General features: G+C 74.9%; 1 protein-coding gene. It reads left to right on the forward strand.

Annotation, left to right across the window (positions count from 1 at the left end; all coding sequences use genetic code 11):
- The first annotated feature begins 51 nt into the window (after positions 1–51).
- Positions 52–14,331 (forward strand): SDR family NAD(P)-dependent oxidoreductase, encoded by a 14,280-nt coding sequence (locus tag ACFWBB_RS03975; RefSeq protein ID WP_385266587.1) that lies wholly within the window; start codon positions 52–54, stop codon positions 14,329–14,331.
- The last annotated feature ends 5 nt before the right edge of the window (positions 14,332–14,336 follow it).

Here is a 14,336-nt window from a genome sequence, read left to right on the forward strand (position 1 = left end):
CATGACGTACGGACTCCGCCGCGCACCCAGTTCACGAGGATTCCCTTCCAGATGCCTGCGAACGCGTCTCATCACCAGAGCACCGAACCGTCCGTGACGACCCCCGAAGCCGTACGCGCCTGGCTGGCCGCGGCCGTGGCCGACACGGCAGGTCTCGACCCGCTGAGCGTCGACCCGCATCGTCCGATCGCGGAATTCGGCCTTGGATCACGCCAGTTGGTGACCCTCGGCAGCGACCTCGCCGAGCTGATGGGCCGTACCCTCGAGCCCTCCCTCGTCTTCAACCACCCCACGATCGCCGCGCTCGCCGAGGCCCTCTTCGAGGAGGAGCCGCAACTCTCCGCCGAACAGCCGTCGTTACGGGGTGAGTCCGCGCGTTCCGGCGGCGACATCGCCATCATCTCCATGGCCTGTCGCTTCCCGGGCGGCGCCGACGACCCCGAGGCGCTGTGGCGGCTGCTGGACGCCGAACAGGACGTCATATCCGAGGTGCCGGCGGGCCGTTGGGACACCCAGGGACTGCTCGACCCCGACCCGGAGGCCAGCGGGAAGGCATACACCCTCCGTGGCGGCTTCCTCGACGGCATCGACCGCTTCGACGCGCCCTTCTTCGGGATCTCCCCGCGCGAGGCCGCCGCCATGGACCCGCAGCAGCGGCTCCTGCTGCAGACCACCTGGGAGACGTTCGAGCGCGCCGGGATCGTCCCCGACACGCTGAGCGGCAGCAACACGGGTGTCTACGTCGGCCTGTACGACAGCGGATATCTGGCCGCCGCCTCACTCGGGCAGCTCGACGGGCACGTCGGCACCGGCTCCGCCTCCAGCGTGGCCTCCGGACGCATCGCCTACACCCTCGGCCTCCAGGGGCCGGCGGTCACCGTCGACACCGCGTGCTCCTCCTCCCTGGTGGCCCTGCACCTGGCGGCCCGGGCGCTCGCGGCCGGCGAGTGCGACCTCGCCCTCGCGGGCGGCGCGACACTGCTGGTGACTCCGCGCGGCCACGTCGAGTTCAGCAGGCTGCGCGGACTGTCGCCGTCCGGGCGGTGCAGCCCCTTCTCCGCCGACGCGGACGGCGTGGTCTGGGCCGAGGGCTGTGGCCTGGTCCTGCTGAAGAGGCTCGCCGACGCACGCCGGGACGGCGACCACGTCCTCGCCGTCGTGAAGGGCTCGGCCCTCAACCAGGACGGCCGCAGCCAGGGCCTCAGCGCCCCCAACGGGCCCGCGCAGGAGCGGGTGCTGCGGGCCGCTCTGGACGCAGCCGGGCTCCGTCCGCAGGACATCGACCATGTCGAGGCCCACGGCACCGGCACCCGGCTCGGCGACCCGATCGAGGGCAACGCGCTGGCGGCCGTCTTCGGCCCCGGCCGCCCAGCCGACCGCCCTCTGGGCGTCGGCTCCCTGAAGTCGAACATCGGGCACAGCCAGGCGGCGGCGGGAGTCGCCGGCGTCATCAAGACGGTGCTGGCCCTCGGCCACGAGCGCATGCCGGCCTCCCTGCACGCGCACCCGCCGACCGAGCAGATCGCCTGGGACGGCGGCGGCCTGCGCGTCCAGGGCACGGCCGAGGCGTGGCCGCGCCGCGCCGACCGGGTGCGGCGAGCGGGCGTGAGCGCGTTCGGCATCAGCGGCACCAACGCCCATGTGGTGCTGGAGGAGGCACCCCGGGACGACACCCAGCCGGCCGGCGGATCGGCCGACGCCGAGCTGCCCGCCGGAGCCCTGCCCGGGGCTGAGTTGTCCGCGGACGCTCTGCCCGCCGAGGGCGTACCCCATGGCGGGGTTGCCGTCGGCGCTGTGGCGAGCGGTGAGCTTTCTGCCGAGGCGCTGCCCGAGGGTGGGCTGCCGGCCGAGGGCCTGCCCGATGGTGGGCTTCGCGCCGATGCTCTGCCCGACGGTGAGCTTCTCGTTGACGGCCTGCCCGCCGGAGCCCTGCCCGGGGCTGAGTTGTCGGCGGACGCTCTGCCCGTCGAGGGCGTACCCCATGGCGGGGTTGCCGTCGACGCTGTGGCGAGCGGTGAGCTTCCCGCCGAAGGCCTGTCCGCCGACGGTGGCCTGGCCGGTGGGGGCCTGCGGGCCGGCGGTCAGTTGGACGGTGGGCTGGCCGGTGGGGACATGCCCGACGGTGGGTCGGCCGACGGCAACCCGGCCGGTGGGGAGCCGTCGGGGCAGATCTGTTTCCCCCTGTCGGCGCGCAGCCTTCCCGCCCTGCGGGGGCAGGCCGCGCGTCTCGCCCGAGCCGTGGGTGACCGGCCGGAGTCGTCCCTGTCCGCCGTCGCGGCGACCCTCGCGCACCACCGCACCCACTTCGAGCACCGGGCCGTCGTCCAGGCGGGCGACCGTGACGAACTCGTCGCCGCACTGCGCGCGTTGGCCGACGGCCGGCCCGACCCCGACCGCACCGCCGGGCCCGGGCAGACCCTCCCGGCCGGGAAAGTGGCCTTCGTCTTCCCCGGGCAGGGCGCCCAGTGGACCGGCATGGCCCGCGACCTGCTTGCCGCCGACCCGGTGTTCGCGGACGAACTCGACCGCTGCGACGGCGCGTTGCGCCCCTTCACCGGGTGGTCGGTCGCGGCCGTGCTGCGCGGGGACGCGGGCAGCCCGTCCCTGGACCGCGTGGACGTCGTCCAGCCCGTCCTGTTCGCCGTGATGGTGTCCCTGGCGGCCGTGTGGCGGGCCCGCGGGATCCGCCCGGACGCGGTGATCGGGCACAGCCAGGGCGAGGTCGCCGCGGCCTGCGTCGCCGGAGCCCTCAGCCTCAGCGACGCCGCCGCCGTGGTCGCGCTGCGCAGCCGGGCACTGACCGCGCTGTCCGGCGCCGGCACCATGGCCGTGGTCGCCCTGCCCCACTCCGAGGTGGAGGAGCGACTCGCCGGCCTCGGCGGACGGGTGTCCGTGGCCGCCGTCAACAGCGACCGCTCCACGGTCGTCGCGGGCGAGACGGAGCCCCTGCTCGGCCTGCTCGAGGACCTGGAACGCGAGCAGGTGTTCGTGCGCCGTCTCGACGTCGACTACGCCTCCCACAGCGCCCAGGTGGAACCGGTCCGCGCGGAGATACTCGACGAACTGGACGGCGTGACCACCTACCCGGCCTCCGTCGCCTGGTACTCCACGGTCAGCGGCGGCCCCGTCACCGAGGAGCTGGAAGCGGACTACTGGTACGCCAACCTGCGCGAACCGGTCCGCTTCGCGCCCACCGTCGAGCGCATGGTGGCCGACGGCCACCACTTCTTCGTCGAACTCAGCCCGCACCCCTCCCTGTTGACCGCCCTGCGCACCATCGACGAGGACCTCGTCGTCGTCGGCTCCCTGCGCCGGGACGTGGACGGGCCCGCCTGCCTGGACCGTGCGGCCGCCGAACTCCACGTCCACGGGCGGCGGATCGACTGGCGCCGTCCGGTCCCCGGCACGGCCGCCGTGCAACTGCCGACGTACGCCTGGGACACCCAGCGGTACTGGATCGAGCCCGAGGCGGCGAGCGGCCACGCGGGGCTCTTCGACCGCGCGGCCCACCCGTTGCTCGGCATCCAGCTCCAGTCGGCCGACGCGTCCCACTGGACCTTCCGGGGCGAGTGGTCCCCGGCCACCGCCGAGTGGCTGCCCGACCACGCCGTGTTCGGGCGGACCGTCGTCTCGGGCACCACCCTGCTCGAACTCTGCCGCGCGGCCCTCACGACGGCCCGGCCCGACGAGCCCTGCGACCTGACCGGCCTGCTCCTCCTGGCTCCCCTCACGCTGCCCGCCGCCGGCACGGTCGAGGTCTCCGTCGAGGTCGTCGTCGAGGGGCCCGGCGCGGAGGTCTCCGTGCACAGCCGGCCGCGCGGCCAGGAGACCACGGGCTGGACCCTGCACGCCACCGCCTCGGCCGACCCCGCCGTCCCGCAGCCGGCGGACCGGCCTCCGGTGTGGCCGGAGGGCGTCACCCCCGCCTGGACCCCGGAGACCTATGACCGGCTGACCGGCCTCGGCCTCGGGTACGGGCCCGCCTTCCGCGGCGTACGCGAGGCCGTGCGCACCGGCGACGGCGAGCTGGTCGCCCGGCTGTCGCTGCCCACCGCGGCCCGGGACGTCGCCGACCCGTACCCGGTCCACCCGGCACTGCTGGACGCCGCGCTGCACGTGGCCGCCGCGTTCGACGCCGCCGACGGCCGGGTGCTGCTGCCGGTCGCGGTGGGCCGCTGCGTCCTGCCGCCCGGTGGCGCCACGGACCTCACCGCCGTCGTCCGCCGGACCGGAGCCACGGCCACCGACCTCACCCTCGACGTCACCCTGTGGGACACCGACGGTTTCCCGGCGGGCCGCCTGGAGGGTGTGCGGCTGCGCGTCGCGACCCCCGCGGACCTGAGCAGCGGCTCGGGTAACGCCCGGCATCTGTACGAGGTGGCGTGGACGGCCGTCGATCCGGTGGAGTCGGGCCCCGGGGAGTGGACGGTCGTCGGTGCTCCGGAGGCGCTGCCCGGGTTGCGGGCGGCCGGGATCAGGGTGAGCGACTCGGGCGCCGACGTCGCCGTACGGTTCTGGCCGCGACCCGATGCCTCCGCCGAACCGGCCGCGGCGGCTCAGGAGTCGGCCGCTGTCGCCCTCGCCGAACTGCAGGCGCTGATCGCCCTCCCGCCGGGCCGGGCGCCGGCCCGGACCGTGTGGGTGACCCGTGGCGCGATCGCGGCCGGTGACGGGGACGTTGTACCGAACCTCGCCCAGTCCGTGCTCTGGGGCCTGGCCCGCAGTGCCCGCTCCGAACACCCGGACCTCGGGCTGAGCCTGCTGGATCTCGAGGATTCCGCAGGCGCGGACGACGCCCTGATCGCCGCCGCGGCGCACGCCGACGAGCCCGAACTCGCCCACCGCGGGGGCGAACTGCTGGCTCCCCGGCTGATCCGTGCCCGCCCGGCGGACGGCCGTGCCGTGCCGGTCGACGGCACCGTCCTGATCACCGGTGGACTGGGCGCGGTCGGTCTGCACCTCGCACGACTGCTCGCCGAACGAGGTGTTTCCCGGCTGCTCCTGACGTCCCGTCAGGGTTCTGCCGACCCGCGCGCCGCCTCGGCCGTCGCCGAACTGGCCGAACTCGGCGCCGAGGCCGAGGTCGCGGCGTGCGACGTCACGGATCCGGTCGCGCTGGCCGGTCTCCTCGCGGGTGTGGGGGAGGAGGTGCCGCTGCGCGGTGTCGTGCACTGCGCCGGGCTCCTCGACGACGGGGTGATCGCCGAACTGACCCCCGAGCGCCTCGCCCGGGTCCTCGGCCCCAAGGTCGACGGCGCCGCCCACCTGCACCGGCTCACCGCCGGTCTGCCCCTGGAGATGTTCCTGCTGGTCTCCTCGGCCGCCGGCGTCCTCGGCAACGCGGGCCAGGGCAACTACGCGGCCGCCAACGTCTTCCTCGACCAGCTCGCCCACCACCGGCGCGCCCAGGGCCTGCCCGGCGTCTCGGTCTCCTTCGGTGCCTGGGCGGGCGAAGGCCTGGCCGCCGAGCACGCCGACCTCGGACGCATGGCCCGCCTCGGCCACCGAGCCCTCACTCCCGAACAGGGCCGCGACCTGGTCGAACTCGCCCTGGGGCGCGGCACGCCCCACCTGGTCGCCTGGGTCCTCGACCTGCCGCGTCTGCGGGAGACCGTGGCCGGGGCCGCTCTGTGGCGCGCCCTGCTGCCCGCACCCCGGTCCGCCGCCGGACCGGGCGGTGGACTCGCCGACCGGCTGGCCGCGCTGCCCGAGGGCGAACGCGCCGCACGGGTCCTCGCCCTGGTCCGCGAGGAGGCCTCCCGCGCCCTCGGCCTGCGCTCGGCGGAGGCGGTCCGCCCCGACCAGCCGCTGCGCGAACTCGGCATGGACTCGGTGACGGCGGTCGAACTGCGCAACCGCATCAGCGTCCGGCTCGCCACCAAGCTCCCCGCCACCCTTCTGTTCGACCACCCGACCCCGGCCCGGCTCACCACCCACCTGCTCGCCGGCGTGCTCGGCGGAGCACCCGGGCGGACGGCCGACCCGCGCCCGGCCCGCGCCGCGACCGCCGTGGCGACCGACGAGCCGATCGCGATCGTGGCCATGGCCTGCCGGCTGCCCGGCGGGGTGAACGACCCCGACGCCCTCTGGCGGCTGGTCGAGGACGGCCGGGACGCCGTCGGCCCCTTCCCGGCGGGACGCTGGGACGTGGACTCCCTCTACGACCCCGACCCGGACGCCCCCGGCAAGTCGTACGCCCGGGACGGCGGCTTCCTCGACGACATCGAGTCCTTCGACGCGGGCTTCTTCGGCATCACCCCGAAGGAGGCCGCCGCCATGGACCCGCAGCAGCGGCTGCTCCTGGAGACGACCTGGGAGGCCCTGGAGCGCGCCGGCATCGTGCCCGCCGCCCTCGCCGGGAGCACCACCGGCGTCTACGTCGGCATGTTCGGCAGCGACTATCTGTCGGGCTCGCGCCTGGACCAGCTCGACGGGTACGTCGGCACCGGCTCCGCGCTGAGCGTGGCCTCCGGACGGCTCGCCTACGCGCTCGGCCTGCACGGGCCCGCGCTGACCGTCGACACGGCCTGCTCGTCGTCCCTGGTCGCCACCCATCTCGCGGCCCAGGCCCTCAGGTCTGGCGAGTGCGACCTCGCGCTCGCCGGCGGTGTCACCCTGATGGTCACCCCGCAGACGTTCGTGGAGTTCAGCCGCCTGCGCGGCCTCTCCGCCACCGGACGCTGCCGGTCCTTCTCCGACGACGCCGACGGCGCGATCTGGGCCGAGGGCGCCGGCATGCTCGTACTGAAGCGGCTGGGCGACGCCCGACGCGACGGTGACGAGGTGCTCGCCGTGCTGCGCGGCACCGCCGTCAACCAGGACGGCCGCAGCCAGGGCCTGTCCGCACCGAACGGGCCGGCGCAGGAGCTGGTGCTGCGCCGCGCCCTGGAGCTGTCCGGGCTCGCGCCCGCCGACATCGACTACGTCGAGGCGCACGGCACCGGCACCACGCTCGGCGACCCCATCGAGGCCAACGCGCTCTCCGGGGTTTTCGGCGCCGAACGGCCGCAGGGCCGGCCGTTGTACCTCGGTTCCCTCAAGTCCAACATCGGTCACGCACAGGCCGCTTCGGGCGTCGCCGGCCTGATCAAGGTCGTGCAGTCGCTGCGTCACCGGACCCTCCCCGCCACCCTGCACGCGCGCACCCCCAGCCGGCATGTCGACTGGGAGGACAGCGGACTGCGGCTGCTCCAGGAGGCGCGGCCGTGGACGGTGACCGGCGACCGGGTGCGGCGCGCCGGGGTCAGCGCCTTCGGCATCAGTGGGACCAACGCGCACGTCATCGTCGAGGAAGCCCCGGAAGCGGTGCTGCCGACACATCTCCCGGACGACGCCGAAGCCGACCCGGGAAAGCGGCTGTTCGTGCTCTCCGGGCGCAGCGAGGCCGCCCTGCGGGGGCAGGCGGCGCGGCTCGCCGCGTACGTCACCGAGGACACGGCACTGCCCGACCTCGCCCACACCCTGGCCCGGCACCGCAGCCACTTCGAGCGGCGCACGGCCGTCGTCGCGGGCGACGGGCACGAACTGCGCACCGTGCTGCGTGCGTTGGCGGCCGGCCGGGCGCCGCTGGCCGGGCCCCGCGAGGAGCGGACCGGCAAGGTCGCCTTCGTCTTCGCCGGACACGGCGGCCAATGGGCGGGCATGGGCCTGGAGGCGATGAACGACTCGGCGGCCTTCCGCGAGGAGCTGACCCGCATCGACGAGGCGATCCAGCGCCACGTCGGCTGGTCCGTGCTCAACGTGCTGCGCGCACCGGAGGAGTTCTCGCCGCTGGGACGCACCGAGTACCTCCAGCCCGTCCTGTTCGCCGTCAACGCCTCCCTCGCCGCCGCCTGGCGCGCCCTCGGGGTGACCCCGGACGCCGTCGTCGGACACAGCCTCGGTGAGATCGCCGCGGCGTACAGCGCGGGCGCCCTCACGCTCGACGAGGCCGTGACCGTGGTGACCGGACGCGCCGGCGCGGTCGTCCCGCTCGTCGGCCACGGCGGCATGATCGCCGTCGAACTCCCGCACCCGGAGGTCGAGAAGCTGCTTCTGCCGTACGAGGGGCGGCTGTTCGTCGGAGCGCTCAACAGCGCACGCTCCACCGCGGTCTCCGGCGTCGCCGAGGCGCTCGCCGAACTGCGCGCGGAGCTTGAGGAGCGCGGCGTCACCGTCCGGACGCTCTCCACGCCGTTCGCCTCGCACAGCCCGCTCATGGAACCGCTGCGCGAAGAACTGCTGGACCACCTCTCCGGTGTCCGGGGCGCGCGGACCGACACCCCGCTGTACTCGGCCGTCCTGGCCGAACCGGTACCCGGAGACCGGCTGGACGCCGCGTACTGGTACGCCAACCTCCGACAGCCGGTCCGCTTCGCGGACACCATCGCCCGCATGCTGGACGACGGCTACCGCTACTTCGTCGAGCTCAGCCCGCACCCGTCGCTCACCGCCGCCATCGAGTCCGTGGCGGCCGAGGCCGGCATCGACGCCGTGGGTGTCGGCTCGCTCCGCCGCCAGCAGGGCGGACACGGCGCGCTGCTGCGCCAGGTCGGCGCGCTGTACACGGCCGGGCACGAACCGGACTGGACGGCGCTCTTCCCCCAGGGCCGCCGCCTGGACCTGCCCACCTACGCCTTCACCCGCGAACGGCACTGGCTCGCCCCCGCACCGGCCGGCGCGCCCGGCGCCTCCCCGCTGCTCGGCACCCATGTCGAGGCCAGTGACGAACCCGGCCGGCACCTCTTCCAGAGCGAACTCGACCTGCGCGACAGCCGGTTCACCTACCTCACCGACCACCGGGTGACCGGCGAGGTCTGGCTGCCCGGCGCCGCCTTCCTCGACATGGCCCTGGAGGCGGCGGCCGCCTCGTCGAACGGAGGCGAGGTGCGACTGGCGGACGTGCGGTTCGTCAGGCCGCTGCGCCTCGCCGAGGACAGGCCCGTACGGCTGCAGCTCGTGCTGCGGCCCGCCGAGGACGGCACGCGGGAGTTCACCATCGCTTCGGCGGCCGCCGGCGACCGGAACTGGGAGCAGCACGCCGACGGCCGGGTCGTGGCCGACGCACCCGCCGCCGCCGTGACCCTGGACGAGATACGCGAGAGCTGCACGGAGAACGTCGAACTGGCTCCCGTGTATGACCGGTTGGCCGGCCTCGGCATCGACTACGGACCCGCCTTCCGCAACCTGGAATCGGGCCATCGCACCGGCACCGCCGCGATCGCCCGGCTCGCCGAGCGGCCCGCCGCCGGACACCTCCTCCACCCCGCCGTCCTCGACGCGGCCTTCCACACGGCCGCACTGCCCGGCGACGCCCCCGAGGGACGGGCGTTCGTGCCCGCCGGATTCGGCCGGATCCGCCACACCGGCCGACGCACCGCGCCCGTGTGGGCGACCTGCGAACTGCGCTCGGTGGACGGGGACACCGCCACCCTCGACCTGCGACTGTGGGACGAGGACGAACAACTCGTGCTGGAGGCCGAGGAGTTCCGTCTCGCCGCTCTCTCACCGCTGGACGGCGCCCTCTTCGAGACCCGCTGGCAGCCACGCCCGGACGCGCAGGAGCCGCCGGCCGAGGGCGGCTGGCTGGTCCTCGCCGACGCGACCGGGACGGGCAGCGATCTCGCCGCCCGCCTGGGCTCGTCCGGCGAGCCGTTCGTCATCGCCCGCCGGGGCGCCGAGTTCGCGCTCGAGGGGCCTGGCCGCTACGTCCTCGACCCCGCCGACCCCCGGCACCTGGCGCGTCTGCTCGACGAGGCCTACCCCGACGCCCTGCCCGCGCGGATCGTGCAGCTCACCGCGCTCGACGCGCCGGCGGTCGTGGACGCGTCCACCGCCGAGGAGGCGGCCCGGCTCGGCTGCCTGAGCACGCTGCACCTGGTGCGCGCGCTCGCCGACCGGCCACGCGGGCGCGCCCCGCGCCTGTTCACCGTCGTCCGGGGCACGCAGGCCGCCGGTGACAGCGAGCAGGTCGTCCATCCGCAGCAGGCGCTCGCCTGGGGCTTCGGTCTCGCGGTGGCGCAGGAACACCCCGAGCTGTCGCTCACCCTGGTGGATCTCCCGGCCGTGGGCGGCGCGGACCGGCTCTGGACACAGCTGCGGCACGCCGACGACGAACGGCTCGTCGCCCTGCGCGAGCCGGGCCGGCTCGTCCCGCGCCTGGCCCGCACCCGCCCGGACGACGCGGGTGACCTCACCCTCGACGGAGTCCACCTGATCACCGGCGGTCTGGGCGGCCTCGGCCGGGTCGTCGCCGAGCGGCTGGTCCGCCGAGGTGTCCGCAGTCTCGCCCTGCTGAGCCGCGGCACGCCCGACCAGGACACGGCACACTGGATCCGGGGGCTGGAGGAGCGCGGAGTCACCGTGCACCTCGCCCGCGCCGACGTCGCCGACCGCGACGGACTCAAGGCCGCCCTGGACGCCGTACGACGGGAGGCCGGGCCGCTCGCCGGGATCGTGCACGCGGCCGGTGTCCTCGACGACGCCACCGTCGCGAACCTGACCGACGAACGCGTCCTGCGCGTCCTCGCCCCCAAGGTGCTGGGCACCGCCCTGCTCACCGAACTGGCCCCGGAGGCGGGGAACCTGGTGCTGTTCGCCTCGGCCGCCGGACTGCTCGGCTCGGCCGGACAGAGCCCCTACTCGGCGGCCAACGCCTTCCTCGACGCCTGGGCCCACCACCTCTCCCGCACCGGCCGACGGGCACTGAGCCTCGACTGGGGCGCCTGGTCGGGCGTGGGCATGGTCGCCGAGTCCGGCACCCGGGCCGCCGAGACCGGCCGCTCCGGGCTGGTCGCCTTCTCCCCGCAGGAAGGCGGGGAGCTGTTCGACCGTGTGCTGACCTCCTCGCGCCGGCAATTGGCCCCCCTCGCGCTGGACCGGGAGATGCTCGCCCTCGCCCCGGACCTGGCCCGCGCCCGCCCGATCCTGGCCGACCTCGTCACCGCCCCCACCGGCCCGGGCGACGCGGACGGCCTGGTGAAGAAGGTGTTCGCGGCGACCACCGACGAGGACCGCGCCACCTGGCTCGAGGCCTATGTGCGGGCCCGGATCGATGCGGTGTCCGGTGGCATCGTGGACGACACCGCGAGCACCGCGCTGAAGGAACTGGGCCTGGACTCCCTCATGCTGGTACGGCTGCGCAACGCCTTCGCCCGCGAGCTGGGCGTCGAACTGCCCACCGCGGAGGTGTTCGCCGCCGCGGACATCCGGGGACTGGCCAGGACACTGGCCGGGGCCCTGCCCGAACGACCGGTGCCGGCGCAGGAGGTCACCCCCGCGGAAGAGGTGCCGCAGACCGAACTGCGGCCCGTCACCCGGGACGTCGTCCGCCTTCTGCGCAGCGCCCCGCCGGGCATGCCGCAGGCGGCCCACGCCGTCGGCCTCGCGGTGCGCCTCACCACGCCCACCACCCGGGAGACCCTGACCGGCATCGTCACCCGGCTCGCGGCACGGCACGCGGCCCTGCGCACGGCCGTCGTCACGAGCGCCGACGGACGACAGCTCAGCGTCGTCCGGGAGTTGGCCGAGCCACCGCTGCGCTGGACGACCGTGCACGCCGAGCCGGACGCGGCCGAACAGCTCCGGGCGCTGCTGGAACCGCCGTTCGACCTGGCGAGTGCGCCGCTGTGGCGGTTCCGGTTGCTCGACGGGGCGGGCGGCCAGATCCTGGTCTTCGGTGCGCATCACGCGGTCAGCGACCTGCAGTCCCTGCTGCTCGTCGCCGGCGAGATCGACGCCGAGCTGTCCGGCGCCCCGCTCGGCGCCGACGTCAGCAACCGGGACATCCACCTCCTGATCGAGGCCCAGCGGACGGGCGAGGCGCGGGCGACGGCGGGCGAGAACGGGGCCACGGCGGGTGACGGCATGGCCACGGCCGAGTGGCGTGCGGCCTTCGAGGGCAGCGAACGCCTCGACCTCACCCTGTCCGGCCCGCGGCCCGCCGAGCGGTCCTACCGGGCAGGCAGCGTCACCGTGACCATCCCCGACGGCCTCATGGACCGGGTGACGACGGCCGCGAGCGGCCTCGCCGTCACCCCCGCCGCCTTCTGTCTCGGCACCCTGACCGTCCTGCTGGCCCGCAGGCGCGAGAGGGAACGGTTCGTGCTCGCCGTGCCGGTGGACACCCGGATCCATGCCGACGCCTTCGACGCGGTGGGCTTCTTCGGCGTACCGGTGCCGTTCCCGGCCGAGGCCCGGCCGGCCGAGCCGGTCGCGGACGTGCTGCGCCGCACCGACGGGCGGCTGCGACGGCTCCTGGCGAAGGGCGCCATGTTCTCGGACGTCCTCGCCACCCTGGCCCGCCAGGACCTGCCCCGGGCCAACGCCCCACTGGTGGAGGTCTACTTCAACTACGTCCGCTACGGCAGCCGCCTCGGCCGGCTCGAGGTGCTGCCCGCCGGGACGGGGTACACCGACCTCGACCTGATGATCACCATGACGCCCGACGCGGGCCGCATCCGTCTCGACCACAACCTCGACATCCTGGACGCGGCGGACACGGCCGCGCTGGGCGAGGAGTTCCTGCGGCTGCTGGAAGAGGCGGCGAACGACACGACGGCCCCGGTACGTACGGCCCGGGCCGCGACGCCCGCCGTGGCCACGACAGGTGCCGTGCGGACCACGCCGGATGCGGAGGCTCCCGCGCCGACGTCGGCCACGACGGCTCAGGACGGGACGGCGCCCGCGCCGACGGCTGCCGTGGCCGTGACGGCGCCCGCGCCGACGGCTGCGGACTCGGTGGATCCATCGCCGGCTGCCGCTCCCGGCCGGGCCCTCGCCCTCGCCGCCACCTTCGCCCTCGGCAACCTCCCGCTGATGTGCCGGGCGGCCCTCGGAGACGGTGCTCCCGCAGTCGTCGAGGCCCCCTACCACCACGTGCTCGCCGCGCTGCGCGACCCCTCCGGAGTCTTCGCCGACCCCGCCACGGCGGTGGGCGTGGTGCTGCTGCGGGCGCGGGACCTGGAACGGTTCGGCCCGGTGGGCGACGCGCTCCTCGCCGAACTGCGGAAGGAGTACCCGGCCGCACTGCGGGCCGTCGTCGAGCGGACCCGCAAGCCGCTGATCGTCGGCTTCCTGCCCTCCGCACGTCCGTCCTCCCACGACGACGGACGGCTCGCGGAGTGGGAGCGCGAACTCGCCGCCGAGCTCACCGGACTGCCCGGCATCGCGGTGCTCGACACCGGCCACTGGACGCTCCGGCACGCCGTCGAGGAACGGTTCGACGAGCGCACCGAGCGGCTCGCCCACCTCCCCTTCACCCCGCAGTTCCAGGCGGCGGTGGCGCTGTCCCTCGCCGAGGTGGTCAGGGCGGTGCTGCGGCCCGCGCCCAAGGTGATCGCGGTCGACGGCGACGAGACCCTGTGGGGCGGAGTGGCGGGGGAGACCGGCCCCGAAGCCGTGGACCTCTCCGGCCCCCGGGCCCTCCTGGCGCGCAAACTGCTGCAGTGGCGCGAGGCCGGAGCCCTGCTTGCCCTCGTCAGCAACAACGACGAGGAGACAGTGCGGGCCGTCCTCGACCGGCCCGACAGCCTGCTGAAGCCCGAGCACTTCAGCGTCCTGTCCGCCGCCTGGGGACCGAAGCCCGCCAGGCTGACGGAGGCCGCCCGCACACTCAACCTCGGCGTGGACAGCTTCCTGTTCCTCGACGACAACCCGGCCGAGATCGGCAAGATGCGGTCGGCGCTGCCCCAGGTCCTGGCGGTGACCTGCCCACCGGAGCCTGAACTGGACGCGTTCCTGCACCGGTTGTGGCCGCTGATCCCGGCCGCGGCAACTGCGGAGGACGCGTTGCGGGCCCGGCACTACGCCCAGGAACGGGAGCGGGACGCAGTCCGTGAACAGGCCGGCTTCGAGGACTTCCTCGACCAGCTGGAACTCGAGGTCGACATCCGTGCCCTCGGCGAGGACGACGTACAGCGCGCCGAACAACTGGTGCGCCGCACCAATCAGTTCACCCTCCGCGCGCGCTCGGCCGACGGCGGTGATCTCGACCGGTGGCGACTGCGGGGCGAGGTGTGGACCGCGGCGGCCAGGGACCGCTTCGGCGACTACGGCCAGATCGGCCTGCTCGCCGTCCGCGCCGAGGGCGACCAACTCGACGTTCTGGCCTGGCTGATGAGCTGCCGGGCGCTCGGGCGAGGGGTGGAGGAACGCCTGCTGGCGTGGCTCGCCGACCGTGCCGACGAACTCGGCTGCGGGAAGGTCAGGTTGACGGCGGAGCGCACCCCGCGCAACGCGCCGGCCCGGCGGATCGTGGCAGCCCTCGGCGGCGGAGAGCAGGACGACGAGCTTCTGGAGACCGTGGCCACGCCGGAACACCTACGGGCGTTCCGCTCCTGGCAGCAGCAGTGACGACA

Origin of the sequence: Streptomyces sp. NPDC060000 (assembly GCF_042737375.1) — a bacterium.
GTDB lineage: Bacteria > Actinomycetota > Actinomycetes > Streptomycetales > Streptomycetaceae > Streptomyces.

Coding starts and splice junctions, on each gene's coding strand:
- ACFWBB_RS03975 (WP_385266587.1), top strand. CDS start 52: ATGCCTGCGAACGCGTCTCATCACCAGAGCACCGAACCGTCCGTGACG.